The 25,093-nt window shown below is 60.6% G+C and carries 21 protein-coding genes and 2 pseudogenes; 12 read left to right on the top strand and 11 right to left on the bottom strand.

Annotated features, from left to right (window positions below):
- The first annotated feature begins 2 nt into the window (after nucleotides 1–2).
- Entirely contained in the window at nucleotides 3–1,076 is a 1,074-nt protein-coding gene (locus CD58_RS11320; RefSeq protein WP_025213112.1) for a protein-glutamate methylesterase/protein-glutamine glutaminase, read from the top strand.
- A 139-nt stretch (nucleotides 1,077–1,215) separates the two neighbouring features.
- Here CD58_RS11320 and CD58_RS11315 read toward each other — a convergent pair whose 3' ends face one another.
- The 6 genes and pseudogenes from CD58_RS11315 to CD58_RS11290 form a co-directional block, all read right to left on the bottom strand.
- On the bottom strand, nucleotides 1,216–3,639 hold the full coding sequence (locus tag CD58_RS11315) for an efflux RND transporter permease subunit (protein WP_025213111.1): 2,424 nt from the start codon (nucleotides 3,637–3,639) through the stop codon (nucleotides 1,216–1,218).
- A gap of 52 nt (nucleotides 3,640–3,691) precedes the next feature.
- Nucleotides 3,692–4,795 carry a WD40/YVTN/BNR-like repeat-containing protein gene (locus CD58_RS11310; protein WP_025213110.1) on the bottom strand — a complete coding sequence of 368 codons (1,104 nt, stop codon included), beginning with the start codon at nucleotides 4,793–4,795 and terminating at the stop codon, nucleotides 3,692–3,694.
- 68 nt (nucleotides 4,796–4,863) lie between these two features.
- The gene (locus CD58_RS11305) at nucleotides 4,864–6,225 is read right to left on the bottom strand and encodes a DUF1329 domain-containing protein (RefSeq protein ID WP_025213109.1); all 1,362 of its coding nucleotides are present in this window, start codon (nucleotides 6,223–6,225) and stop codon (nucleotides 4,864–4,866) included.
- 15 nt (nucleotides 6,226–6,240) lie between these two features.
- Nucleotides 6,241–7,889: pseudogene (locus tag CD58_RS11300) on the bottom strand (DUF1302 domain-containing protein).
- 101 nt (nucleotides 7,890–7,990) lie between these two features.
- A complete protein-coding gene (locus CD58_RS11295; RefSeq protein ID WP_025213108.1) occupies nucleotides 7,991–8,758 on the bottom strand; it encodes a coniferyl-alcohol dehydrogenase in 768 nt (255 codons plus the stop codon).
- Between the two features lie 64 nt (nucleotides 8,759–8,822).
- Nucleotides 8,823–10,298 carry a benzaldehyde dehydrogenase gene (locus CD58_RS11290; RefSeq protein WP_025213107.1) on the bottom strand — a complete coding sequence of 492 codons (1,476 nt, stop codon included), beginning with the start codon at nucleotides 10,296–10,298 and terminating at the stop codon, nucleotides 8,823–8,825.
- A 291-nt stretch (nucleotides 10,299–10,589) separates the two neighbouring features.
- Here CD58_RS11290 and CD58_RS11285 point away from each other — a divergent pair, with 291 nt between their 5' ends.
- Nucleotides 10,590–12,362, top strand: a complete 1,773-nt coding sequence (locus CD58_RS11285; protein ID WP_025213106.1) for a sigma-54-dependent Fis family transcriptional regulator — start codon at nucleotides 10,590–10,592, stop codon at nucleotides 12,360–12,362.
- A 442-nt stretch (nucleotides 12,363–12,804) separates the two neighbouring features.
- Here the strand turns inward: CD58_RS11285 and CD58_RS31165 are convergent, their stop codons facing one another.
- The gene (locus tag CD58_RS31165; protein ID WP_162178154.1) at nucleotides 12,805–12,990 is read right to left on the bottom strand and encodes a hypothetical protein; all 186 of its coding nucleotides are present in this window, start codon (nucleotides 12,988–12,990) and stop codon (nucleotides 12,805–12,807) included.
- Between CD58_RS31165 and CD58_RS11275 the strand changes: the two genes are divergently transcribed.
- The 5 genes from CD58_RS11275 to CD58_RS11255 all read left to right on the top strand — a co-directional run bounded on the left by CD58_RS11275 (nucleotide 12,950) and on the right by CD58_RS11255 (nucleotide 18,397).
- Complete coding sequence (locus tag CD58_RS11275) at nucleotides 12,950–14,698, top strand: ABC transporter permease (RefSeq protein ID WP_025213105.1); 1,749 nt, start codon at nucleotides 12,950–12,952, stop codon at nucleotides 14,696–14,698. The genes CD58_RS31165 and CD58_RS11275 overlap by 41 nt on opposite strands.
- A 10-nt stretch (nucleotides 14,699–14,708) precedes the next feature.
- Nucleotides 14,709–16,013: an AAA-associated domain-containing protein gene (locus CD58_RS11270; protein WP_025213104.1), complete on the top strand. Its 1,305-nt coding sequence runs from the start codon at nucleotides 14,709–14,711 to the stop codon at nucleotides 16,011–16,013.
- Between the two features lie 74 nt (nucleotides 16,014–16,087).
- Nucleotides 16,088–17,152 (top strand): sensor histidine kinase, encoded by a 1,065-nt coding sequence (locus CD58_RS11265; RefSeq protein WP_038436602.1) that lies wholly within the window; start codon nucleotides 16,088–16,090, stop codon nucleotides 17,150–17,152.
- On the top strand, nucleotides 17,133–17,774 hold the full coding sequence (locus tag CD58_RS11260; protein WP_025213102.1) for a response regulator transcription factor: 642 nt from the start codon (nucleotides 17,133–17,135) through the stop codon (nucleotides 17,772–17,774). Before CD58_RS11265 ends, CD58_RS11260 begins: the two co-directional genes overlap by 20 nt.
- Nucleotides 17,775–17,854: 80 nt before the next feature.
- Nucleotides 17,855–18,397, top strand: coding sequence for a hypothetical protein (locus CD58_RS11255; protein WP_038436600.1), 543 nt, complete (start codon nucleotides 17,855–17,857; stop codon nucleotides 18,395–18,397).
- A 139-nt stretch (nucleotides 18,398–18,536) separates the two neighbouring features.
- Here CD58_RS11255 and CD58_RS11250 read toward each other — a convergent pair whose 3' ends face one another.
- Both CD58_RS11250 and CD58_RS11245 read right to left on the bottom strand, forming a co-directional pair.
- Nucleotides 18,537–18,734, bottom strand: coding sequence for an MbcA/ParS/Xre antitoxin family protein (locus tag CD58_RS11250; protein ID WP_025213100.1), 198 nt, complete (start codon nucleotides 18,732–18,734; stop codon nucleotides 18,537–18,539).
- A 224-nt stretch (nucleotides 18,735–18,958) separates the two neighbouring features.
- Entirely contained in the window at nucleotides 18,959–19,882 is a 924-nt protein-coding gene (locus CD58_RS11245) for a DMT family transporter (RefSeq protein ID WP_025213099.1), read from the bottom strand.
- A gap of 110 nt (nucleotides 19,883–19,992) precedes the next feature.
- On the opposite strand from CD58_RS11245, the gene CD58_RS11240 reads away from it, so the two are divergent.
- The 3 genes from CD58_RS11240 (at nucleotide 19,993) to CD58_RS11230 (ending at nucleotide 22,349) form a co-directional block, all read left to right on the top strand.
- Entirely contained in the window at nucleotides 19,993–20,859 is an 867-nt protein-coding gene (locus CD58_RS11240) for a LysR family transcriptional regulator (RefSeq protein WP_025213098.1), read from the top strand.
- A 358-nt stretch (nucleotides 20,860–21,217) separates the two neighbouring features.
- A complete protein-coding gene (locus CD58_RS11235) occupies nucleotides 21,218–21,802 on the top strand; it encodes a DUF1349 domain-containing protein (protein WP_025213097.1) in 585 nt (194 codons plus the stop codon).
- A gap of 166 nt (nucleotides 21,803–21,968) precedes the next feature.
- On the top strand, nucleotides 21,969–22,349 hold the full coding sequence (locus CD58_RS11230) for a c-type cytochrome (RefSeq protein ID WP_025213096.1): 381 nt from the start codon (nucleotides 21,969–21,971) through the stop codon (nucleotides 22,347–22,349).
- 91 nt (nucleotides 22,350–22,440) lie between these two features.
- Here CD58_RS11230 and CD58_RS11225 read toward each other — a convergent pair whose 3' ends face one another.
- Entirely contained in the window at nucleotides 22,441–23,073 is a 633-nt protein-coding gene (locus CD58_RS11225; protein ID WP_025213095.1) for a pyridoxamine 5'-phosphate oxidase family protein, read from the bottom strand.
- Between the two features lie 434 nt (nucleotides 23,074–23,507).
- Between CD58_RS11225 and CD58_RS11220 the strand changes: the two genes are divergently transcribed.
- Both CD58_RS11220 and CD58_RS11215 read left to right on the top strand, forming a co-directional pair.
- Nucleotides 23,508–23,780: a hypothetical protein gene (locus CD58_RS11220; protein WP_025213094.1), complete on the top strand. Its 273-nt coding sequence runs from the start codon at nucleotides 23,508–23,510 to the stop codon at nucleotides 23,778–23,780.
- A 151-nt stretch (nucleotides 23,781–23,931) separates the two neighbouring features.
- Nucleotides 23,932–24,129, top strand: a pseudogene (locus CD58_RS11215) (DNA-binding protein); the annotation flags it as partial.
- Between the two features lie 178 nt (nucleotides 24,130–24,307).
- Here the strand turns inward: CD58_RS11215 and CD58_RS11210 are convergent.
- Nucleotides 24,308–24,892, bottom strand: a complete 585-nt coding sequence (locus CD58_RS11210; RefSeq protein ID WP_025213093.1) for a DUF805 domain-containing protein — start codon at nucleotides 24,890–24,892, stop codon at nucleotides 24,308–24,310.
- Nucleotides 24,893–25,093: the final 201 nt, after the last annotated feature.

Below are 25,093 nucleotides of genomic sequence, written 5' to 3'. Positions count from 1 at the left end.
CCATGTCAAAAAAGATAAATGTATTGCTGGTGGATGACTCCGCGGTGGTGCGCCAGGTGTTGCTGGCGATCCTCAGCGACACGCCGGACATCCATGTCATGGGCGCGGCCTCCGATCCGATCTTTGCCATGGACAAACTCGCCCGCGAATGGCCCGACGTGATCGTGCTGGACGTGGAAATGCCGCGCATGGATGGCATCACCTTCCTGAAAAAAATCATGAGCGAGCGTCCCACCCCGGTGGTGATCTGCTCGTCCCTGACGCCCAAGGGCGCGGAAACCACGTTGCAGGCGATGGCGGCCGGCGCGGTGGAGATCATCACCAAGCCCACCACCGGGCTGAAGAATTTCCTCTTGGAGTCGGCGCCGGAACTGGTCTCGGCAATCCGCGCCGCGGCCCAGGTCAATGTCCGTAACCTGGGCAAGCGCCCTGCCCCCACTCCGCTGACGCCAGCCACCAAGCTGACGGCCGACGCCATGCTGCCGGCCGCCAACGGCCACGCCATGGCGCAGACCACCGAACGCATCGTCGCCCTGGGCACTTCCACCGGTGGCACCCAGGCCCTGGAGGCGGTGCTCACCGCGCTGCCACGGGTGTGCCCGGGCATCGTCATCGTCCAGCACATGCCGGAAAAATTCACCGCCTCGTTCGCCGCCCGGCTCAACAGCCTGTGCCAGATCGAAGTGCGCGAAGCCCGCAACAACGACCGCATCCACCCAGGCCTGGCGCTCATCGCCCCCGGCGGCAAACACATGATGGTGACCCGCAGCGGCGCGTTCTACCACGTGCAAGTGGTGGACGGCCCCCTGGTCAACCGCCACCGTCCTTCGGTGGACGTGCTGTTTCGCTCAGTGGCCAAATTCGCCGGCCGCAACGCCACCGGCATCATCATGACCGGCATGGGCGACGACGGCGCCCGCGGCCTCAAGGAAATGCTCGACGCCGGCAGCAACACCGTGGCCCAGGACGAGGCCAGCTGCGTGGTTTTCGGCATGCCCAAGGAAGCGATCAAACTCAACGCCGCGCAGCGGGTCATGGGGTTGCAGGAAATTGCCCAGGTGATTTTGCATCGGTAGCGAGGACTGGCACACGGCGCGGTAAATTGGCTCTCGAATCAGGGTCAGTCTCGAACAAATCCCCAGGCTGACCCGGATGCCTTTGTGGCGAGGGAGCTTGCTCCCGCTGGGCTGCGCAGCAGCCCCTCTCAAGGCCCACTCAGTGCTCTTTGACCAACTGCTTGAGCCGGCTCGCTTCAGGCTTTTTTGCGAAGACCTTCTGCGGCAGTAACAGCCACGCCAGTGCCGGCAGGAGGATCAAGGCGCCCAACATGTTCACCAGGAACATGAAGGCCAGCAGGATGCCCATGTCGGCCTGGAACTTGATTGGCGAGAAGGCCCAGGTCGAGACTGCCACCGCCAGTGTCATGCCGGTGAGCAACACCACCTTGCCAGTGAACAGCAGCGATTGATAATAGGCCTGGGCCAAGGTATCGCCAGCGCGCATCCGCGCCAGGATCACGCTCAACACATAGAGTGCATAGTCGATGCCGATGCCCACGCCGAGGGCAATCACCGGCAGTGTCGCGACTTTTACCCCCATGCCCAAGGCGACCATCAGCGCCTCGCAAAGAATCGAGGTGAGCATCAGCGGCAGCACCGCGCAGAGGGTGGCGCGCCAGCTGCGGAAGGTCACCAGGCACAACAGGCTGACCGCGCCATACACCCAGAACAGCATTTCGCGCATGGATTTTTTCACCACGATATTCGTCGCAGCTTCGATCCCGGCGCTGCCGGCGGCCAGCATGAACTTGACCTCCGGGACCTGGTGTTCGGCGATGAACTGTTCACTGGCCTCCACCACCCGGTTCAGGGTATCGGCCTTGTGATCGGCCAGGTAAACGTACAGCGACAACATCGAGCAGCCCTGATTGAACAGCTCTCGCGGCGCGCGGGTTTGTACCGCGCCCAACGCGCCGTCATTGGGGATCAGCTCAAACCATTTGAAGCTGCCCTCGTTGTAACCGACCGTGGCCATCTTGCTCAGCGCCGCCATGGAGGTGGTCGACTCCACGCCCGGCAGTTGCTCCAGGCGCCAGGCCAGCGCGTCCACCGCCGACAGGCTGGCGTAGCGGGTGCATTGGTCTTCCGGGGTCTTGATCATCACCACGAAGATGTCCGAACTGGCCGCATAGTTGCGCGTCATGAACAGTGCATCGCGGTTGTAGCGCGAATCAGACCGCAACTCCGGGGCACCGGGATCCAGATCGCCGATCTTCAGATGCAGGCTCACGGCAAAACCGAACGCGGCCAGCAACAGCCCACCGACCATGGCGCCGATAGCCCAGCGCCGCTGGGTGAACAAATCGAGGAAACGCCACAAGGGATGCTTGGTCCGGGCCTGCAACTCGGCGGTTTCCGAACGCAGGCTGCGTTGTGCCGCCGCCGGGCTGACACCGATGTAGCTGAGCAGGATCGGCAGCAGAATCAGGTTGGTGAAGATCAGCACCGCCACGCCGAGGCTGGCGGTGACCGCCAAATCCTGGATGACGCGGATATTGATCAGCAGCAACACAGCGAAACCCACCGCATCGCAGAGCAACGCGGTCATGCCCGCGGCGAACAGCCGGCGGAAGGTATACCGCGCAGCCACCACCCGGTGGGTGCCACGACCGACGTCCTGCATGATGCCGTTCATCTTCTGCGCGCCATGGCTCATGCCGATGGCGAACACCAGAAACGGCACCAGCGCCGAATAGGGGTCCAGTTCATAACCGAGGATGGCGAGCAAACCCAACTGCCACAGCACCGCCACCAACGAACAGGTGACCACCACCAGGGTACTGCGCGCGCAGCGGGTGTAGCCATAAAGCACCACCACGGTCACCAACACCGCCACCACAAAGAACAACAGCACCTGGGTCAGCCCCTCGATGAGGTCGCCGACGATCTTGGTGAAACCGGTGATGTGAATCCGCAGGTCATCGGTCTGGTACTTGTCGCGCAAGGCTTCGAGTTGCCGGGAAAAATCACCATAGTCCAGGGCCTTGCCGGTCTGCGGATTAATCTCCAGCAAAGGCACGAAGATCACACTGGACATGAAGTTGCCCGCCACCAACTGACCGACTTCGCCAGAACGGGCGACGTTGGTGCGCACCTGCTCGAGGCTGGCCGCGGAACCGTCGTAGTCGTCGGGGATCACCGTTCCCCCATCGAGGCCCTCTTCTGTCACTGCGGTCCAACGGGTCGTTGGGGTCCACAATGACTTCATGTAGGGTCGATCGACACCCGGCAGCAGGTAGAGCTCGTCGTTGAGCTTGACCAGGGTATCGAGGTACTCCTTGGTGAAGATGCTGCCCTGGCGGACCTCCACGGCGATACGCAATGAATTGCCCAGGCCACTCAGCTCACTGCGATTGTCCAGGAAGTTGGCCACATAAGGGTGGCCGGTCGGGATGGTTTTCTCATAACTGGCGTTGATGCCGATGCGCGTGGCTTGCCAGCCGAGCAACAAGGTCACCAGCAGGCACAGCAGGATCACCAGCGGTCGATGGTTGAAGATCGCCCGCTCGGCGAAGTTGCCCGACGCCTGGTCGAAATCCGCCAGGCGGCCGATCACGGTTTGAGTTTTATCGTCTTTCAAGTCTGACTCCTGCTGCACGGGCCGTGGCCCGATAGTGCTACACCGTGAAGTTTCAAGGTTTGCCGGATATCCGTGGATCCTGGTCAGCGGCCACGCCGCTCAAGCCGACGCTGGCCAGGCTGCCCTCAACGGTCTGTTGCACCGCCGCAATCGTTCCGCCAGCGCGGCTCTGACGTTTGTCGAAGCTGCGGCCCTGGTCGTGGCTGAACAGCAGTTCACCGTTCTGGCTGGCCATCACCAGGCTGCCATCGCGCAGTTCGACGGCGCTCGCCAGGGTCGATTCGATGCCGGTGTCGAGACGCCGCCAACTGTCACCACGGTCATCTGACCACCAGGCATTGCCGCGCAAACCATAGGTAATCAAGGCACCGCTGCGGGTGCCGAGCAGACCGAAGAAGCTGCCTTCATAGGGTGACTTCAATGCTTGGAAGGACTGCCCCGCATCGCGGGAGCGCAACAGCAGGCCCCGTTCCCCCACGATCAGCAAGTCATGCCCCAGGGCGCGGATGCCGTACAGATTCAGGCCCTGTGGGTTGTCTACATGCTGCATCCACGGTTGCCAATTCTTGCCACCGTCCTCGGTGCGATAGATCTGGTTGTAGGCACCGACAATGTAGCCGTGCAACCGATCACTGAAGTACAGGTCGAGAAACGGCTTGTCCGGTCCATCGCTCAGTAAAAGCTGCGCCTTGCGCAGGCGGTCGGCGCCGTCGGGTTGCCCGGCATCCTGCTGCGCGGCGCGGACCGCCAGCGCTGCGGCCATTTGTCCGTCGAGTTGTTTGTGCCAGGTTTCCCCGCCGTCCTCGCTGTGCAACACCACTCCCAGGTGCCCCACCGCCCAGCCTTGCTCGGCATCGACGAATTGCACCGCCGTCAGGCTGACGCTGACCGGCACGCGGGCCTGGCGCCAGCTCGTTCCCGAATCGTCCGAGAGCAACACGATGCCGCGCTCGCCAACCGCCACCAGACGCTCCCCGGCCCGGGTCAAGCCAAGCAACACCGCACGCGGTGCCTTGACCGTCGGCAGTGCCGACTGCTGGAGCGCGGCGAACGTCGTGGTCGGTGCCGCGATGGCGCTATTGGCCAACAGACACGACGCCAGGACACAGGCTCCCCAGCGCCGGCCAAAACTCGCAAAGCATTGTTCAACGTTCATGTCTTATCCCACTTGGAAAATCGCCAGCGTCCGCGACGAGCCTCTCACTCGTCGCGGCGCTCCAGGGTTCAACGCATGTTTTCGTTAGCCATTGCATCCGGGGTGTAGAAGGACGCCGAAGGTGTAGCGATCTTCTGGTACTGGACCGTCAGATCGTTGCTCGAAGCGTTGAGAAAGTAGGCGCCAGTGTCGAGGTTGTAGCTGCCCCACATGACCTGTGAAGTGAGGGCCGGCATGTCCGGTGCCAACAGCGTCAGCGAATACATCTGCCGTCCCAGTTTGCCCTGGGCGTCATAACCGTCGACCAACAGGATCTGCCAGGAGTCTTCGTCAACGTAGTAGGTCCGATGCGGGACCACATGGCGCTTGCCGGATTTAAGCGTGGCCTCGACCACCCAGACCCGATGCTTCTCCCAGCGCACCAGGTCAGGGTTGAGGAAGTTCGGCTTGACCAGCTCGTCGCTCTTGACCAGGCCGGCGCGATTATTGTTGTAGGGAACGATCAGTTCTTTCTTGCCCGCCAGCTTCAGGTCGTAGCGGTCGGTGGGGCCAAACAACATGAACGCTTCGTCGAACAGACCGACACCAGAGGTTACGAAGTCCGGCGTGTCATAGGCAATGTTCGGCGCGCGACGCACTCGGCGCTGACCGACCAGGTACTGCCAGGCCGCACGATTGGCCGGGTCCATGTCCCAGTGGGTCATCAAGCCTTCACCGGCCTTGGAGGACGGCAGTTCGGTCAGCAGTTTGCCGACCTGATACTTGCCAGCGAAATTTTCCAGGCTGCCGTTTTCGGCGTAGTAGGGAAACCGATAGCTGAACAGGGCGCGGGTCGCCTGGACTTTCTTGCCACCGGCGGTCATCAGCCACGTATCAAACGGCGCACTGATGGTCTCGGCCCCCTGCCAGGACAAGCGATAGTTCCACAACACTTGTGCGCCGTTCTCCGGGATCGGAAACGGAATGCCGCCGAAGGCACCGCTGACTTTCTCGCTCTCGACGTCCAACGTGGCGCGCCCGGCATTTTTGGCGGTGTTGTCATACACCCATTGCGGCGCTGCCGCCGAGCGGTGAGTGGGGTACACGTCCAGCCGGTAGTCTGGGTATTTCTTCAACAGAAGCTTGGTGCCCTCCGCCAATTGGCCGGCGTATTGCTCCATGTTGGAAGCCTTGATCGAGTACAGCGGCTTGTCGCCGGCAAACGGATCGGGACGCTTATCGCCCGGTTTGTAGCCCGCCACGACCTTGGTGTAGCCACCGTCCCAGGCCGGGATACTGCCATCGGCGTTACCGGCGCGCTCGGCGCCGAAGGGCGTGAGTTCCGACTTCAAGCGTGCCACCTGTTCAGGCGACACCGCCGCCTGGGCCAGGCTCACGCCGGCCAGGGCCAGTGTCAGGAGGCAGGTGTTGAGCAAAGTGTTGTTCTGCATGGCGAATCCACCTTATTAGAATGAGGTTTTCACGTAGAGCGAGACGAAGTCGCGGTCGGCCAGCGACTGTCCGTAACTGAAATTGCCGTCCTCGCGCAGCCCGGCTTTCGGCGCGCCGAAGAAGTTCACGTAGTTCAGGCCGACGTCCCAACGCTGCAAATAGGTTGCCTTGACCCCGACGCTCCAGTCACCGGAATGGGTATTGCCGAAGCCTGCCTTGCTGACAGCCGAGGAACGCCCATCGAGTACCACGCCCATGCCAATCGGCACGGTCAGGTCGATGCCGTCGATCACCTGGAAGTACGCCGGCTCCAGCAGTACCCGCAACGCGGTGGCATCGCGGGTGGTGTTGGAGTCCAGGGCCGCCGCGTTCTTGGTCACGCTCAAGGTACGGTTCCAGGCCAGCTCGGCCAGCGCGGAACCGCCGTCCCAGAACGAGGTGGGCGACAACAGGTAGATCGCCGACAGGTTGGCGTGCGCGGTTTTGCCTCGGGCAAACAGCTCATTGTCACCGCCATCGACGTCCTGGCCTGGCGCGACCACTTGCAGATTGCTGACCAGCGGCGCGTTCCAGCGCACGGAGGTTTCACCGGCGAAGTTGAACGGCCCATGGGCGGTGGAGAAGCTGACGCCAGCGGTCTTGATGTCTTCGGCGTAGACCTGGCGATAGGAACCCAGGATTGGCAGCCCGGTGGCCGCAGAGGCCGCACCGTCGAGGTAGGCGTACAGGCCACTCGGGGCTTTGTCGTGGTATTGCGCGGCGTAGAACCCCAGCTCCAGTTCGGTCCCATCAGGCTTGTAGCGGATCTGCATACCGCCCTGCCCCGAATTGCGCGGCTTCAAGTCACCGGCATTGACGGTGTCGTTGCCAAACACTTCGCGCAACGGCCCGCTGCCGTAGCCAATGGCATCGACATCGCTCAGGTAGCTGCCGGCACCGGGGACGTTGGAGCGCTCCCACTCGAACTGATAGTAAGCACCCACCGACAACTGCGGGTTGATCTGCAACTGCCCGGAAATCTGATTGACTGGACGCAGGATCTCCTTGAACTGGGTCCCCGGCACGCTGAGCAACTTGACCACGTCGCTCGGCCCTGGGCGTTGGCGATACCGTTGCCGCCGTAGAACAGGCTTTCACCGTAGATGAGGCTGTGCCGGCCCACGCGCACCACGCCCTGGGAGTCTTCGCCAAGGTCGCCGCGCAGGAACACAAAGGCGTCGAGAATTTCCGCGTCACGGCCGTGGAGCTTGCGGGTTTCGCTGAGGAAGTGGGGCTGCTCGCTGCTGTCGGTGTCCTTGTTGTAGATGTCGTCGTACCAAGCCGCGCCGCTCACGCGCAGCCCGTAGTTCTTCTGGCTGAGGTCCATTTCGGAAAACAGGTCCAGGCGATTGGAGACCAGGCCGCGACTGAAATTCTTGTCGCCCTGGCTCTGGATCGAAGGGTACAGGCCGTTGGCAGTCGACGCGTTGGTCAAGCGGCTATCCTGCTCCTGCAGGCGCCAGGCCTGGCTGTACTTGATGGTGTTGTCCCAACGCAGTTTCCAGTCGGTATCCCCCAGGTCCATTTGCATGGCCTGGACGCTTTCCACCATTGCCCCTGCGCTGCATAACGCCACGAACAGGGCGCAATGCCTGAAGCCTGAGTACTGTTTAACGTTGTCCATGGAAGCTCCTCATTATTTTTATTTTCGGCATGGCTTTGCATGCGTGGCGCCAGCCAACACGCTTGGGTAGCGGCTTGCGCCGCGGTCTGAAGATCTGTGTTTCAGATGTAGGTGGAGGCCAATCCCCCATCGACGGGCAGATTGACGCCGTTGATCCAGCGCGACTCATCGGCGCAGAGGAACGCGATCACCGCGGCCACCTCATCGGCATAAGCAGGACGTTTCATGCGATGGGCATCGGCCTGGGTCCGAGCCTCGCCGAGCATGCTGACAAAATCGCCAAGGATGGGGGTGAACACCGGCCCCGGCGCCACGCTGTTCATGCGCACGGAGTGCTCGAGGAACCACGGTTGCGCCTGCTGGTAGTTCCAGACAATCAAGGCTTCCTTGAAATACTGGTAGCAGGTCTCGTCCGGTACCGGGTGCTCGGCGAGCCAGGCTTGCGCGGCGGCGAACCCTTCGATGTGCGCAAGCGCCTTGTGCAACGCCAGGCGCAACGGCCACTCGGCACCCAGGATCGAGGCGACGTTGACGATGCTGCCACCCGCTCCGATACGTGGCAGCAGCGCAGTGCTCAGGTGGCGCACACCCAGATAGTTGACCTTGGCCAGCAGTTGAGGATTCGCGGTCCCCGGTACCCCGGCAATGTTGCAGAGGCCATCGATGCGCGCCGGCAGTTGCGGCAACAGTTGGTCGATGTTCTCGGCACTGCTCAGGTCACCCTGGACAAAACCATCCAGGGTCATGTGGGGTGCCTTGATATCCACCCCAATCACTTGGGCGCCGTGGCTGCGTAGCACGCTGGCAGTGGCTGCGCCGATCCCCGAGGAAACCCCGGTCACCAGCACAATCTTGTTGTCGAGTTTCATGTTGAGCCCTCTTATTTTTATAAACTCATTCCACGGGCCGACCACCCTCGTCGGCCTGTTTGCCTCAGAACGGGTAGCGCGGCGCGGTATCCTTGACCGTCACCCACTGCCATTGCGTGTATTCGTCCCAGTCGGCCGGTCCACCCACGCTGCCGGCATTCCCTGAGTTGCCGCGCCCACCGAATGGATTGATGCATTCGTCGGCCACGGTCTGATCGTTGATGTGCAGCAAGCCGCAATTGAGTTGGTCGCCGATCGCCATCGCGCGCCCGACCGAAGGCGAAACGATGCCTGCGGACAGGCCGTACTCGGTGCGATTGGCCAACTTGATGGCTTCTTCGTCGCTGGCGAAACTGACCACGGTGGCGACCGGGCCGAAGATCTCTTCATCGAATGCGCGCATGCCCGGGCGTACGCCTGAGAGCACGGTGGGTGGGTAGAAGAGCTGGTCAAATTCGCCGCCGGCTTCCAGTGTTGCGCCCGCCTTCACACTCTCCACGACGATTTCATGCACGCGTTGCAGCTGCCGGTTGTTGATCAAAGGCCCCAACACCGCTTCGCCGCGCGCCGCATTGCCAACGGTGATTGCTTGGGCTTTTTCGGTCAGCTTCTGGATCAGCGCCTGGGCAATCGATTCATGGACCAGGATGCGTCCGGTGGCCATGCAGATTTGCCCCTGATGCAACCAGGCGCCCCAGGCGGCATTGCTGGCGGCCAGGTCGAGATCGGCGTCTTCGAGCACAATCAGCGAATTCTTGCCGCCCAGCTCCAGGGCCACTTTCTTCAGGTGACGACCCGCCAGCTCCGCGACCTTGCGCCCCGCCGCGGTGGAGCCGGTGAAGGCGATCATCCGCACATGCGGGTCGCGACACAGCGCCTCACCTGCCGGCGCGCCGCCGGGCAAAACGTGCAACAGGCCTTTGGGCAGACCGGCGGCTTCGAATAACCGAGCAATGATGAAACCACCACTGATTGGCGTCTGCGGATCGGGCTTGAGCACCACGGCGTTGCCGGCCGCCAGCGCTGGCGCGACCGAACGCAGGGAGAGCACCAGGGGGAAGTTGAATGGAGAAATCACGCCGACCACGCCGTGGGGCAACCGCCGCGCATACGACAAGCGCCCCGCCTCGCTGGGCAACACCAGACCATGGGGTTGCGAGAGCAGACCGGCCGCCTGATGCAACAAGACAATCGCCTCACGAACCTCATGCTCGCCCTTGAACAGGCTGCCGCCACTTTCCCGGGCGATGTACAGCGCCAGTTCGGCAAAGTGTTGCTGGGCCAGTGCCGCCGCCTTGCGAAAGATACCCGCCCGTTCCCGTGGCCCCAGCGCCGCCCAGGCTGGCTGGGCACGCGCGGCGGTAAGACTGGCCAAGGCGACATCGGCGGCATCCGCCAGCCCGGTGACCGTCAGCACGTCGCCGGTGGCGGGCTCATCCACGCTGTTGGTGCCCCCCAACGGCCGTATCCAATCGCCATTGAAAATGCGCTCATACCACAGCTCTTCCCGCAGAAATTCAGAGGGTTCACTTACCGACATTTCGGCCTCCCGGCTCTTGTGATTGTTATCGCCCGACGCCGCCTTGCCGAAGCGGTGAGGTCGTGTGCGTTGCCAAGCACCAGAGCAAGGGCCATGCCGACTCACGGTCAGCCACTGCGCTTTAACGGGCGAAGGCTCTGGCCTGAAGGTTCCAGCGCGGCGCTCGACGATTGATCGATAAGCCCGTTGCCCGGCCCACTTGGCGGCACTTGTTCAAATGATAAAGTTATGCTTAATAACTATTTATCCAGTTGATCATTTCGATCAGTCAACTCGCCCAGGGGCATAACAATGAATAATCCCCACTCGCTGTTCCCTAGCCTCGCGCTCACGGAGGAGCATTTCTCGCCACGGGGGGACAGCACCCAACTGAGCGAGGGCAACTCACCGACCCTGGCCGAGCTGACTGAATGCCTGTTCTTCTCCCCTGTCGATGGACGCATCTGGCTCAACGACCAGCGCATGCTGCTGTTGCACAGCTCATCGTTCGGCGCGCTGCGGCGGGAGATCATCGATCGCCAGGGCCTGGAACAAACCCGGGGCCTGTTTACCCGGACCGGCTACCTGTCCGGCGCACGGGACGCACGGTTGATTCGCGAGCGCTGGCCCGACGCCGATGCCGCGGCGATTTTCTCCGCCGGCACGCGCCTGCACACCCTCGAAGGCATGACCAAGGTCGAGCCCCTGCACTTTAAGTTCGACGCCGACTCCGGCTTCTACGAAGGTGAGTTCCTCTGGCATCACTCCTGTGAGGCCGACGAACATATCGCCGCCTACGGGATCGGCCAGGACCCGGTGTGCTGGACCGAACTGGGCTATGCCATCGGCTATGTCAGCGGCCTGTTCGGTCGGCTGGTGATCTTCCGGGAAACCGAATGCCGGGGGATGGGCCACGAGGTCTGCAGAGTGGTGGGCAAGACTGCCGAGCAATGGGGCGATGTCGAGCAGGACCTGAGCTACCTCACAGCCTCGCCCTCCAGCCTCGCCCCCCGGCAAAGCCCGGCGCCAGCGCCCGCTCCCCAGGACGACGGGGAAGTCGGTGGCCTCACGCCCATTGGCGCCAGCGCCGCGTTCAATGCTGCCACCCTCGCCTTGCAACGCGTGGCCCCCACGCCGGCGACGGTGTTGTTCAGCGGTGAGTCCGGGGTCGGCAAGGAGCTGTTTGCCCGCCAGTTGCATCAATGCAGCCCACGCCATGCGGCGCCCTTCGTGGCGCTCAACTGTGCCGCGATCCCAGACAACCTGATCGAGGCCGAACTCTTCGGTGTCGAACGCGGCGCTTATACCGGCGCGACGCACTCGCGCTCTGGACGCTTCGAGCGAGCCCACGGTGGTACGTTGTTTCTCGATGAAATCGCCAGCCTCAGCCTGCCGGGACAAGGCAAGCTGCTGCGCGCCCTACAGGAGCGCGAGATCGAACGAGTCGGTGGCGGCCAGCCGATCAAGGTCAATGTGCGGGTGGTGGCGGCGACCAACGTCGACCTGCGCAAAGCGGTGGCGGCGGGAGATTTTCGCGAGGACCTGTTCTATCGCCTGAACGTCTTCCCCATCACCCTGCCGCCACTGCGCGAGCGTCGCGACGACATCCCGCTGCTGGTCAACGCGTTCCTGCGCCGCTTCTGCCAGGACTACGCCCGCAAACCCGCCGGGCTGACCATGCGCGCCCTCAAGGTGTTGCTGCGCTACGACTTCCCCGGCAACGTACGGGAACTGCAAAACATGGTCGAGCGCGGCTTGATCGCCAGCGAGGATGGCCAGGCCATTGACCTGATCCACCTGTTTCGCAACGAGCCCATACCCGAGCAGTTGTACTCCCTGGACGACAACGGCAGCCTGGCGGCACTCGACCAGAAGACCACCCCTCCACAACCGCGCCCGGCCTTGCTGGAAACCTTGACCCGGCTGGAGCAAGGCTTCTCCATTGACGGCTTGGAGTCGCGGTTGATCGACGAAGCGCTGCAACAGAGTGAAGGCAACCTGGCGGCGGCTGCGCGCCTGCTGGGGTTGAGCCGCGCGCAGTTTGCGTACCGGTTGAAGAAGTATCAGCAGGTGCCGTCCGAGTAACCCGCCTGATGCGCCCGTAATGCCGTTCACTTAAGGTTTGCCTGGATCATCGTGGCGAGGGAGCTTGCTCCCGCTGGGCTGCGCAGCAGCCCCCCAAAAGATCGCGCAAGCAACCTGATGCACCGCGTCGCCGGGTTTTAGGGCCGCTGCGCGCCCCAGCGGGAGCAAGCTCCCTCGCCACAAAGGCAATCGCTTTATACGGGGGAAATCGTCGCCAGCACGCCAATCAAAAGGGTCAACGCCAAGAATCCACCCAAAAAAATCGCCATCTTCGTCATGAGCATTCCTGATAGAAAAGTGTGCCGTCAACCGGCGAATCACGGCGTTATTCTGAGGGGGGGTCGGGTGGGTTACAGGGGCACCTGCCGACGAAAAATGCGGATCAGTGCCGAAGGCCAGGCGCTGCGCAAGCACCCGTATACCAACGTATATTTTCATGTCCCTAGTCATTGTGGTGATCTGCAAAGGCAACGCTTAACCTTGCCCTGTGTTTAACGCCTCCCACTAAAAACACGCCAACTTCATGATCGCCACTCCCCTTGGCGAGCCCATAGTCTCGACCTTGAATAAGGTCAGCGAGGTGATCAATGCGCTCTTCATTCCCAGCACCGGCATTGACGTCTTTCAAGAATAAGGAACACCTTTCCAGCACTTCGTGGTGGGCTGATATCGCCTTACTTAGCCTTGCCGTGCTCTTGGCGATCTTTATATTTCATGGCGTTGAGCAAATGAGTCAGCCGCTTGGCGTTCTGCACTCATCCCCCGTATCCCTTGAGCTTGCCCACCTGCCGGAATACACACTGCGCACCACACTGCGCATGTTCATCGCCTTGTTCGCGTCATTGGTGTTTTCTCTAGTCGTTGCGACGTTGGCTGCCAAAAGCCGCAAGGCGGCCATCGTAATCCTGCCCGCACTGGATATTCTCCAATCCGTCCCGGTCCTTGGTTTTCTCACCTTTACCGTCGTGTTCTTCATGGGCCTGTTCCCAGGCAAAGAAACCGGTGTGGAATGCGCGGCGATCTTCGCCATCTTCACCAGTCAGGTCTGGAACATGACCTTCAGCTTTTATCAGTCGCTGCGAACCGTGCCCCACGACCTTTACGAAGTCAGCCGGCAGTTCGCGTTTTCGCCATGGCAACGCTTCGTCAGGCTCGAGTTGCCTTTCGCGACGCCAGGCCTGGTGTGGAACATGATGATGTCCATGTCCGGCGGCTGGTTTTTTGTGGTCGCTTCCGAGGCCATCACCGTCGGCGACAAGACCGTCAGTTTGCCGGGCATTGGCTCATGGCTGGCGTTGGCGATCGAGCACAAAGACATTGCCGCCATCGCTTGGGCCGTGTTGGCCATGGTCGGGGTGATCGTGCTGTATGACCTGTTGTTTTTCCGGCCCATCGTCGCTTGGGCGGACAAATTCCGCTTCGAACAGACCGCCTCGCAGAAACGCCCACGGTCCAGGGTTTATGACCTGCTGCGCTCGGCCCGCCTTGTGCCCTTGGCATTGCTCGCCCTGGACAGCATCAAGGCGTCGTTATTCCTGGAGAAGATCCCCCGGTTTCCTCGAGTCCACTTCAAGACCAGCGCCCGCTTCAACCGCGCCACCGACGTGGTCTGGATAGCCCTGGTCGCTGCTGCGTGCATGGCCGGCCTTCTGCAATTGTCGCGTTTCATTGGCAGCACATTGGGCCTGGAAGACGTGCTCGGCGCATTTGGCCTGGGACTGGCCACCCTGTTGCGAGTCGCCGTGTTGATCGTGCTTGCCAGCGTAGTGTGGGTGCCCATCGGCGTCTGGATCGGCTTGAACCCACGCTGGGCCGAGCGTTTGCAACCCATCGCTCAGTTGCTGGCGGCCTTCCCGGCCAACGTCCTGTTTCCGTTCGCGGTGATCGCCATCGTCGCCCTGAAGCTCAACCCCGATGTCTGGCTCTCACCGCTGATGATCCTGGGTACCCAGTGGTACATCCTGTTCAACGTGATTGCCGGCGCCAGCGCCCTGCCCACGGATCTGCGTGAAGCGGCGCGCAGCTTTCAGGTGCGCGGTTGGCAGTGGTGGCGCCAAGTCGCGCTGCCGGGGGTGTTCCCGTATTACGTCACCGGCGCCCTCACGGCAGCCGGCGGCTCGTGGAACGCCAGCATCGTCGCCGAAGCGGTTTCCTGGGGCGATGACCATCTGTACGCGTCAGGGTTGGGTGCCTTTATCGCTCAGGCCACCACGGCTGGGGATTTGCAACGGGTGGCCCTGGGCGTGACGGTCATGGCGATTTTCGTGGTGGGTTTCAACCGGCTGCTGTGGCGCCCCCTGTACGGTTTTGCCGAACGCCGGCTGCGCATTGAGTGAGGGTGATCCAATGGAAGTCATAGAGAAGCGTTGCCTAGTGGATGTAAAGCAACTGGGACAGGTCTACGGCACTGCCGGCGGCGCTGAGCGCCGGGTGCTGGACGATGTCTGCCTGCGCCTGAACGAGGGGGAAGTCATCGGCCTGTTGGGGCGTTCGGGGTCCGGGAAATCGACCTTGCTGCGGGCCATCGCAGGCTTGATTTCGCCCACCACCGGCGTGGTTGATTTTCCCGTCGATGCCCAGGGCTTATCCAGTTCGGTGCGTATGGTGTTCCAGAGTTTCGCCCTGTTCCCCTGGTTGACGGTGCTGCAAAACGTCGAAGTCGGCCTCGAGGCCTTGGGCGTGGCGGCACCGGAGCGACGTCGGCGGGCCTTGGCCGCCATCGACATGATCGGCCTCGATGGCTTCGAAAGCGCCTTCCCGAAAGAACTGTCAGGCGGCATGCGCCAGCGCGTCGGCCTGGCCCGCGCGTTGGTGGTCGCCCCGGATGTGTTGTTGATGGACGAGCCGTTTTCCGCGTTGGACGTATTGACCGCCGAAACGCTGCGCACCGATCTGCTGGATTTGTGGCGTGAAGGGCGGATGCCGATCAAGTCCATCTTGATGGTCACGCATAACATCGAAGAAGCCGTGCTGATGTGTGACCGGATACTGATTTTCTCCTCCAATCCAGGACGGGTCATGCGGGAAATCGCCGTGGACCTCAGCCAGCCGCGGCATCGCTCGGACCCGGCTTTCCAAGCCCTGGTGGAACACATCTACGTGCAGATGGCCGGGGGAGCGAATGAGGGCTCGCCACGCCAGGGCACGTTTGCCGGCAGCGACATGGGCATGGTGCTGCCGTCGATTTCCACCAATGCCCTGGCTGGGCTGATCGAAGCGGTGCAGGATCAGCCGTTTGCCGGCCAGGCGGATTTGCGTGAACTCGCCGGGGCCTTGCGCTACACCGCCAGTGACCTGCTGCCGGTCGCCGAGGTCCTGCAACTGATGCGTTTCGCCGACATGCACGAGGGGCATCTCACCCTGCTGCCGGCTGGGCAACGCTACGCCGATTCGGCGGTGGATGAGCGCAAGCAACTGTTTGCCCAGCACCTGCTTAAATATGTCCCGTTGGTGGGCCATGTGCGCAGGGTGCTGGATGACCGCCCCACGCGCACGGCACCGGCCAGGCGTTTCCGTGATCAGCTGGAAGATTTCATGTCCGAGCACGACGCCGCCAATACCCTGGACTGCGTCACTCAGTGGGGCCGCTACGCCGAGCTGTTCGCCTACGACGAAGTGGCCGATCAGTTCAGCCTGGACAATCCATCCTGAGGTGATTCACTTGCCCCGGTATAGACTGCTTGGATTGAGGCCCTGTTCGTTGGAACGATGCGGATGAACATTCGATGAGGAACACCCCGTTGACGCTGCGCGTGGTGCTTTTGCTGGCGCTGGCCCTTGGCATCGCCGCGATCGACACCGTCACCGACCTGGAGATCGCGGTGGGGGTTTTCCAGATCGTGGTGGTGTTGATCGCGGTGCGGATTTTGCCGGCGCGGGCGGTGGCTGGCGTCTCGGTCTTCTGTATGGTCTTGACGATCCTGAGCTATCGCTTCACCCGCTTTGGCGATACCGAGGCCGGGCTGATCAATGTGTTGATCAGCCTCGCCGCCATCGCCGGCACCACGTACCTGGCGCTGCGTTTATCGGCGGCCATCCGCACCGTGCATCAGACCCGTGCCCACCTGGCCCACATTGCCCGCATCAACATGCTCGGCGAGCTCGCCGCCTCCATCGCCCACGAAGTCAACCAGCCACTGGCTGCGGTGGCCACCAGCGGTGGCGCCTGCCTGCGCTGGATGGCCACCGAGCCGCCCAACCTGCCCAAGGCGCAACAGGCGGTGGAGCGGATCATCGCCGACACCCACCGCGCCAGCGAAATCATCGCCCGCTTGCGCGGCATGGCCCGGCATCAAGCGCCATCCAAGCAATGGCTGAACGTGGCCGACACCGTCAATGCCGCACTGCGCTTGTTGGCAGGCGAGCTGAACGAACAGAACATCACCTTGCGCGTGCAGGTCCAGGAGGGGCTACCGCCGGTGCTGGCCGATGAGGTGCAGATCCAGCAAGTGCTGCTCAATCTGGCGATGAACGCGGTCGACGCCATGCGCCAGGTGGAGGTCGAGCGCCGGGAGCTGGCGGTGCAGGTCGCCCTTGAGTCCCCGGATCGATTGCGGTTTTCGGTGTCCGACCAGGGCAGCGGTTTGTCCGTCAACGACCGTGAGCGGGTGTTCGACGCCTTCTACAGCACCAAACCGGACGGCATGGGCATGGGCCTGGCGATCAGCCGCTCCATTATCGAAGCCCATGACGGGCGTATCTGGGCCTCAAGCGATCCGCAGTCAGGCTCGACCTTCCACTTCACCCTGCCGGCTGTTACACGGGAGTCCGATGAGCAAGACAGAGGTTGATGGGCGCACTGAGGCGATGATTTACATCGTCGACGATGACAGCTCGGTGCGTGCCTCGCTGCAAGACCTGCTGGCCTCGGTGGGCCTGGCGAGCACGGCGTTCGGTTCGGCCCAGGCGTTCATGGACGCTGAGCGGTCGGATGTGCCGGCGTGCCTGATCCTCGACGTGCGCATGCCGGGCTTGAGTGGGTTGGATTTCCAGCAGGAAATGGCCCGCTTGAATATTTTGCTCCCGGTGGTGTTCATCACCGCCCATGGCGACATTCCCATGTCGGTCAAAGCCATGAAGGCCGGGGCGCTGGAGTTCTTGACCAAGCCGTTCCGCGAACAGGATTTGCTCGACGCCATCAGCCTGGGCCTGACTCGTGACAAGGAAAGGCGCAAGGCCGCGGCGATGGTGGATGAATTGAAACGTCGCCACGGCGCCCTCACGGACGGGGAGCGCGAGGTCATGGACCTGGTCGTGTCGGGGCTGTTGAACAAGCAAGTGGCAGCCCGGCTGGGTTTGAGCGAGGTGACCGTGAAAGTGCGGCGCGGGTCGCTGATGCGCAAGATGCAGGCGGACTCGTTGGCGGCGCTGGTCAAGATGTCGGAAAAACTCAAGGACGCCAGAGGTTCGTAGCAAGTGATCGCTGATCACAGCTATCATGCCGTTCGCCCTCCTGATGGGCGCTATTGCAGGCCACCCTCAAGGACTCAGGTATGACCTTTCTGCCGTCACGCGCCACCCTCCTCGTCTCCAGTCTGTTGTTCAGTTCGTTGTGCCTGGCCGAAGGCGAGCCCACGGACGGCAGCCTCATCAAGGACTCGACCAAGGCAGCCGTCTCATCCTTCATTACCGCCGGCAAAAACCTGCTGGGCGGCGTCAGCGAAGGCGTGCTCGATGGCCGCGAATCGGCCCAGGGCGCCGATGGCGCCGCGATCATTTCTTCCAACGAGCAACTGAAAGACCGCGTCTCCATCGAAGTCCTGAAGCTGGAGCCCGTTGACGATACCTTCAGCGTCACCCTCGGCTTCAAGAACAGCACCGACACCCAACTGCGCCTGATCAACCTCGGCCAAACGGGCGCCTTGCTCGCCATCGACCAGGCCGGCTACGCCAACAGGCTCGCAGGATTTGAAAACCCGGATGAAGTCACCATTCCGCCGAAGACGGCTGTGCGGCAGAAGTTCGTGTTTGAAGGGTTGAACGAGAAAATCAACACCGTGCGGGTGTGGGGCCAGGATTATCAGGTTATAAAATAAAGGGCGCTGCGTTGATCGTTCCCAAGTGTGGGAACGATCAAAAGTTGTTGGCTCGAAACACAATCGTGGCGAGGGAGCTTGCTCCCGCTAGGCTGGGCAACAACCCCAAAACAGCGAGCTTCACGCCCTGGGAAAGGACTCATTGATATACCCCGTGTTCAATCCGAGTCAGGTAATCCTCAACCACTTGAAAGCCTTGCGGACTGTCGATCAGCTCCAACGGCACATGATTGCCCAGGTACTTGCAGGGCTTTCGCAGCCAATCCTCAGCCAACTGCCGACTGCCGAAAACATTGGTGGTGTGCTCCAAAATCTTGGCGTATTGGCTTCCAGGCATCGATCTGTCCTCACGATATAAAACGAAGCTGAGCGTGCCGGATACCACACAGAGCACTGAGACAACGCCAGATCGTAAGTACAGGACTTCCGAAGGCCAACCTTAAAAAGTTGTCAGAGACTTCCTCGATTTCTCCCAAAGTGATCACTTGTCCGTAGGACAGTGTTCAATGACAGTCTGTGTGGCTACAACATCCAACGTCATTGCCTACATCCACTACAGAATCAGCTGGTTTTCGCCACACTCACCGGCTCAAAATTCAACGCAAGCACACTCGCCAACACGATAACCGCCCCAACAATCACCATCGTCGCTGGGCGTTCGGCCAGGACTAAAGAGGCCATCAACATCGCGCTGGGCGGTATCAGGTAAAGCGCCATGGAGGCTCGGCTCACGTCGCTGTGGGCCAGCACGTACGCCCAGGCGAGGTATGCCAGCGCGCTGGGAAAAATACCGAGAATCAACACTGCCAGGTTCACCGAAGCCGAAGCCTGTCGCGCCGCGCCCAACACCCCCGGTGCGAAAATGAACAACAGGATTGTGCCCGACCAGACGGTGTAACAAACCATGGTCAAGCCGTCGTAGCGATGGTTATGGCGCTTCTGCAAAGAGAAATACACACTCCAGGACAGCGCCGCCAGCAAGATCAATAGCCCACGGGCGTCCATGTCACCCAAGCCTCGATCCCCCGTGACGACCACGGCAGCGCCAAGCAAGCCGCACAGTACACAGCCCCATTGCCAACCGCCGACTCTGTCCTTGAAGACAAAATGCGCCAGTAACGTACTGAACAAAGGCGTGGACTGGGCCAACACACTCGCCGCCCCGGCACTGACGCCCCGTTGACCGTAATTGAGGGCGATGTGGTGCAGACTCACGGCAAAGAAACCCAACACCGCTAGCAGCGGCAAATCCCCAAGACGCGGCCAGGAAATACCCTTCGCCACCGCGACAACGGCCATGAACACCGAAGCGATGAGGAACCGCACCAACGCCAGCTGACTCGGTTCGTAGGCCTGCAAGCCGATGCGAATACCAATCGGCGAATAGGCCCAGCAAAGAATCACGAACATCGTCGCCAGGATCACTTTCACGTGGGGTCTGCCGGGGTTCTTCAAGCCGTCAAACGGCACACAACGGGTTTCCATTCAGAGTTCCTGCGCACTGAGCGTCTGGTCTATTTACCCCGCAGTATCAAAACCACCCATCATCAATACAAGTGACTTAAACTTAGCCAACCATTCACTTTGGATGAGCTATGGAACTGTCCCAACTGCGCATGCTCAAGACCGTCTGCGACACCGGCAGCATCGCCCGCGCCGCCGAAGTGCTGCACTGCGTGCCGTCCAACATCACCGCACGGCTCAAATCCCTGGAGCGGGAACTCGGTACACCGTTGTTTTTTCGTGAAGGCCGCGGTTTGCGGGTCAGCCCGGCGGGCGAGGTGTTCCTGGGATACGCGACAAAAATTCTCGGCCTGACGGAAGAAGCCCGCCGCGCGGTCAACCCCAGCCACACGCCAAGTGGACCGCTGCGCATTGGCGCCATCGAATCCAGCGCCACGGGGCGCCTGCCGCAGTTGTTGGCCAAATACCACGCGCAGTATCCTCAAGTGTCGCTGGAGCTGAGCACGGGGACTTGGGCACAGTTGCTGGACGATACCCAGCATCACCGGCTCGACGGGGTGATCGTGGCGGTAGACGTGGAACGGCCTGGACTCAAGCGCGCCGTGATGTACCGCGAAGACCTGATGCTCATCGCCTCCGAATCCCACGGCCCCTTGCGCAACGCGGCAGACCTGCAAGGCAAGGCCATCTTCATGTGGCCCCCGGGCTGCCCGTACCGCTTCGCCCTGGAGCAATGGTTGCTGCGCCATGACCAAGTGCAACCGATCATCAGCATCGCCAGCTATGGCGCCATCGTCGGCTGCGTCAGTGCCGGTGCCGGCGTCTCGCTGGTGCCTCGTGGGATCTATGAGCAATACCGCCAGGGGGCTGGCTGGACAGGGTATGAGTTCCCTGAGCTGACGGGCATCGATAACCTTTTCTACTGGCATGAAAACGCTGGCCGGCATCCTGCCAGAGAAGCGTTTTTGACGATGTTGAAGACGGAGTTCGAGGAGTAGTTGCAACGCCCTCCCCACAAAAGTCATTGAACTGCGCTGAACGGCATCCCGCCGACCATTCTTGTGGCGAGGGGATTTATCCCCGTTGGGCCGCGAAGCGGCCCCAAAAGCGTACAACTCGGTCCACCGACCAACACAACCCCCGTGGCGAGGGAGCTTGCTCCCGCTGGACTGCGAAGCAGTCCTGAGAGCTGTGTATCAAGTCAAATCTCAGGGTTTGTTCGAAGGGCCGCTTCGCGGCCAGCGGGAGCAAGCTCCCTCGCCACAGGCCATCATCAACCTCACCTGTCAGCGCACGACTGAAAAATGTTACATAGTTGAAGAATCGGTCCTAACCGCACTACGACAGGAGTCTGCCTTGGAATTAGCACTGCTCAACGGCTCATGGCTGAATGAACCGAAGCTCCACACGCCCACAGAAACCACACTGGAACTCGTAACAGACCAAGAAACGGACTTCTGGCGCGAAACCCACTACGGCTTCACCCGCGACAGCGGTCACTTCCTGGGCCTTGAAGCCCCTTCCCGTTTCACCTGCCAGCTCCGCATCCGCAGCACCTTCGAGGCGCTATACGATCAAGCCGGCATCATGGTCCGGATCAACGAACGGCAATGGGTCAAAGCCGGAATCGAGCTGAGCGACGGACAAGCCATGCTCAGTAGCGTGCTCACGGATGGAAAGTCTGACTGGGCGACCAGCCCCTACACCGCAGACCCCACCGACTTCTGGATGCGCGCCACGGTGGCGGATGGCGTGCTTCGCCTCCAGGTCTCGTCCGACGGCAACCGCTGGCCGCTGGTGCGGTTATGTCCCTTCCCTGCCGCGCCGAACTACTGGGTCGGTCCGATGGCTTGCAGTCCCAAGCGAGGTGGATTGAAAGTGCTGTTTTCGGATTGGGAATTTGGGCCCGCGCTCGGTAAGGATTTGCATGATTTGTCTTGAGCGCACGGGGTCGCGGGATCACCTATGGGCGTGGAGGCGAAGCTGGCATTACACGGGTAGCAATTTCATTCGCCCCCGATATTCAGGCCCCACTTACAGTTACCTACACAGCTGTACTCATTCGCGTCGACCCACTGAATTACACGCTCGCCATGAACAAGGTCACATGAAAATAAAAACATCATTCGTCGCGCTACTCGGCATTTTTTCATTCATCCAAACGTCGGCCTCCTTCGCGGACAACGCCAATGGGAAAACGCTCTATCTTCAGAGATGTGCCGTGTGCCATGGTGCGGATATCAAGGGAACAGGGCCGTTGGCCAAAAAAAGTAACCCTCCAACCCCCGACCTTACGACACCCGCCTTCAAGAAACGACTCACCGAGTACCCGGGGGTGATTGTCTCTTCAATTATACTTCGCCCAAATGGAAACCTGATTCCAAGGACCTTGAAAGAGAATGGCGTGAAGATCCCGCCGCACCCTTGGAGCGTCAAGGACCTGCGCGATCTACATCAATACATGAGTGACGTCATTTCAAATAAATGATCTTACGGGGAACTGCGCCTCGGCTTATCGATAACAACAGGCAATACCCAGAGTCTCTCGGACCTGGGTATTGAAGTGCTTTAAAAAACCGTCAGTAAAGCGTGTTGGCAACACGCTCCGGCAGTGCCTTGTCATAAGCGTCGCCATCGACCTGCGAGGGGCAGATGCGTTTGAACATCTCACCGGCCGTGGGCAGTTCGCTGCGCTCGATCTGCCGCTTCACGTCCCACAGACCCGCCCTGATCACCGCCCTGCTGCACTGGAAATAAACACTGGTTACGGTGACTTCCAGAACGGTTCGAGGGAGTTGCCCTTTTACTGCGAAGCGGGACAGCAGGGCTGGCTCGACGGATATCCTGGCCGTGCCATTCACGCGCAAGGTTTCCCCCACGCCCGGCACCAGGAAAAGCAGCGCGACCCGGGGATCCTCGACGATATTTCGCAGCGAATCGATACGGTTGTTACCGCGGCGGTCGGGCAGATACAGCGTCTTGCTGTCGTGGACATGAACGAACCCCGGCGCGTCGCCCCTCGGAGAGGCATCCAGCCCTCCGGGGCCTAAGGAAGCGAGGATCACAAAGGACGCAGCCTCGATGAAGGGCTGGTAAACCGGATGGATATGATCGACTTCCTTGAGGATCGAGGGCGCCGCGACGGGGCCGTAGAGGCTTTCCAGCGCTTGCGTCGTGGTGATGTAGGCGCTGCTGTCGTTGTGGCGTTCCATGCTCGTTCCTCTGTAGATGCCTAAAAAATCGCCTTCAGCTGATCGCTTCCTGCCCACCCTCGCGGACCATGCGGTGGCGGAATTGACTGCCTTCAGGGATTGAAACTTATCAGGCCCTCGAACGCCAGGAAAGCACCCCGTAGCGAGAGCAAGAAGCGTGCGGGAATGCCCAGTTTCGCGGTCGGCTCAGGCTAGGGTGGACGATCGGAATGATCGAGATCGATCTAAACGCTGAGGTCCAGACCGTTCCTACAGAAGCTGAAACCGGCGGTTCGTTTCCACAAAGGATTCTCATGATTCCTACGAAGCTCTCGGAATCTCTCACCTTGTCCGTCTTGGTTGCCCAAATCTATAGTCATTCCCGTCGCCTCAAATGCGACCGGGTTTGGCGACCTGCGTATTGGATCAGCCCTTAAACCAACTGGAGCAATCCCATGCAGAGATACATCCCCATCACCGGCATCGACTGCACCCCCGCCGCCCTACTCATTGATACCCAAGCCCCGCTTGATGTACTGCAAGCAACCGCTGATTACCGCATTCGTGTGGTGACCCAGGTATTGGAAAACATCGCGTTTCGCTCCGAGATTGCCAGCGACGCGGTAGTGCTTTCGGATTTCGCACAGCTTTTGGTGATTCCGTTGCGTGATGGGTGCGATCTGCTGGAGGTGATTGGTCGACGGCTTCAGGCGCAGGTTGAAAGCTGATGGAACGATGGGCGCCTGAAAGCGCCCGTTTTCATGCAACTGGAGCATACGAATAGCACGTACTGCCAGCTAGGCATCAGCGATAAAACAGATCAAAGACTAGGCATTAAGAGAGCCAAAGTGATTCTTGATGCCCTGAGAGGTAAATGACATGGGCGACAAATTCAACCCTGAGGATATGCCGGTCCTTAGCCTCAGCACTACCGGTACGACTCGTTACGAGGCTTCGCGCTTTCTCGATACCCCAGAAGCTATAGCGGCTTATTTGGCTGAAAGTATGAAAGCCGATGATACGGGAAGTCTTATTCATGCGTTGGCCGAGGTCGCAAAAGCTAAAGGTGTCAATAAGAAAAAGGGGACAGATTTATTATCAGAAAAATAAATCTGTCCCGTTTTTCTAGAAAAATAAGTCTGTCCCGTTTTTCTACGCAGGGCTATCGCGTGGTGCGCGCAGCGCTCTCTATAAAGGCACCTGAGCACTTGGCGCCGCGCAATGAGGCGAAGCATGGACTTCGCGTACGCTAACGTTATGCCTGAACCAATGCATTAAAGAACCACTCGTAGAGTGCCTGTGGGTGGTATTGGGGAAAATACGCAACTAGCACGGTTGAAGTTACAAGCACCAGCACCACCAACAGCGCGGTAAGTAGCTTTACCAACGTCGAGAGAGGTGGATTGGGCGGGCCGTATTTATTAATCGTTTTACGCCCCGGAAGCATGATGAGCGGAAGCGTTATCACAAAGCCGATAACAGGGAACACCCAGAGAATTCCCCATATCGGACTCCAGCCTAGATCACGTGCCCTGCGTACCAGTAGAGACACGTCGAGCAGGATGGCAGGAACGACAACGGTGACACCGACTATCAGCAAAACCACCAGTTGATGGCGCAACCCCACCATAAAGAACGACAGCAAAATGCACGGAAGAACCAGCACTAAGGGCACACGAATCAGCCAGAAGCGCGCCAGAGAAATACGCCCGGAAAAATCAAAAATATTGGGTTTTGAAAAGGTGACAACCTCGTCGTCAATCAGTTGGGCGTCGCCCGGTTGGTATGGGTTTTCGATTTCGCTGCTGATGCTGCCGAAGACGGGTTCTATCCTTGCCATTTAGTGCTATTTCCTTGTGTTTGATGGTGCTATTCACGTCACAACGTTTACGCTTGGTATCTAATCGAAGGCCGGCATCAAACTCAAGAGGAAACGCTATCGTGTAAGGGGGGCTGTGCGCACCACAACATGTGTGGGTCTGTCGCATGGTGCGCGCAGTACACCTTATGAAGTGTTTTGCCGCTAGTAAGAAGGCGGGTC

It is taken from the genome of Pseudomonas brassicacearum, from assembly GCF_000585995.1.
Lineage (GTDB): Bacteria > Pseudomonadota > Gammaproteobacteria > Pseudomonadales > Pseudomonadaceae > Aquipseudomonas > Aquipseudomonas brassicacearum_A.
Note: the sequence above shows the minus strand (reverse complement) of the source record. Positions and strands in the feature narration are given on the sequence as shown.

Excerpts from the sequence above, each read along its gene's own strand:
- CD58_RS11320 (WP_025213112.1), top strand. The coding sequence starts at position 3 with ATGTCAAAAAAGATAAATGTATTGCTGGTGGATGACTCCGCGGTGGTG.
- CD58_RS11310 (WP_025213110.1), bottom strand. The coding sequence starts at position 4,795 with ATGAACGTTGAACAATGCTTTGCGAGTTTTGGCCGGCGCTGGGGAGCC.
- CD58_RS11305 (WP_025213109.1), bottom strand. The coding sequence starts at position 6,225 with ATGCAGAACAACACTTTGCTCAACACCTGCCTCCTGACACTGGCCCTG.
- CD58_RS11295 (WP_025213108.1), bottom strand. The coding sequence starts at position 8,758 with ATGAAACTCGACAACAAGATTGTGCTGGTGACCGGGGTTTCCTCGGGG.
- CD58_RS11290 (WP_025213107.1), bottom strand. The coding sequence starts at position 10,298 with ATGTCGGTAAGTGAACCCTCTGAATTTCTGCGGGAAGAGCTGTGGTAT.
- CD58_RS11285 (WP_025213106.1), top strand. The coding sequence starts at position 10,590 with ATGAATAATCCCCACTCGCTGTTCCCTAGCCTCGCGCTCACGGAGGAG.
- CD58_RS11275 (WP_025213105.1), top strand. The coding sequence starts at position 12,950 with ATGCGCTCTTCATTCCCAGCACCGGCATTGACGTCTTTCAAGAATAAG.
- CD58_RS11270 (WP_025213104.1), top strand. The coding sequence starts at position 14,709 with ATGGAAGTCATAGAGAAGCGTTGCCTAGTGGATGTAAAGCAACTGGGA.
- CD58_RS11265 (WP_038436602.1), top strand. The coding sequence starts at position 16,088 with ATGAGGAACACCCCGTTGACGCTGCGCGTGGTGCTTTTGCTGGCGCTG.
- CD58_RS11260 (WP_025213102.1), top strand. The coding sequence starts at position 17,133 with ATGAGCAAGACAGAGGTTGATGGGCGCACTGAGGCGATGATTTACATC.
- CD58_RS11255 (WP_038436600.1), top strand. The coding sequence starts at position 17,855 with ATGACCTTTCTGCCGTCACGCGCCACCCTCCTCGTCTCCAGTCTGTTG.
- CD58_RS11250 (WP_025213100.1), bottom strand. The coding sequence starts at position 18,734 with ATGCCTGGAAGCCAATACGCCAAGATTTTGGAGCACACCACCAATGTT.
- CD58_RS11245 (WP_025213099.1), bottom strand. The coding sequence starts at position 19,882 with ATGGAAACCCGTTGTGTGCCGTTTGACGGCTTGAAGAACCCCGGCAGA.
- CD58_RS11240 (WP_025213098.1), top strand. The coding sequence starts at position 19,993 with ATGGAACTGTCCCAACTGCGCATGCTCAAGACCGTCTGCGACACCGGC.
- CD58_RS11230 (WP_025213096.1), top strand. The coding sequence starts at position 21,969 with ATGAAAATAAAAACATCATTCGTCGCGCTACTCGGCATTTTTTCATTC.
- CD58_RS11225 (WP_025213095.1), bottom strand. The coding sequence starts at position 23,073 with ATGGAACGCCACAACGACAGCAGCGCCTACATCACCACGACGCAAGCG.
- CD58_RS11220 (WP_025213094.1), top strand. The coding sequence starts at position 23,508 with ATGCAGAGATACATCCCCATCACCGGCATCGACTGCACCCCCGCCGCC.
- CD58_RS11210 (WP_025213093.1), bottom strand. The coding sequence starts at position 24,892 with ATGGCAAGGATAGAACCCGTCTTCGGCAGCATCAGCAGCGAAATCGAA.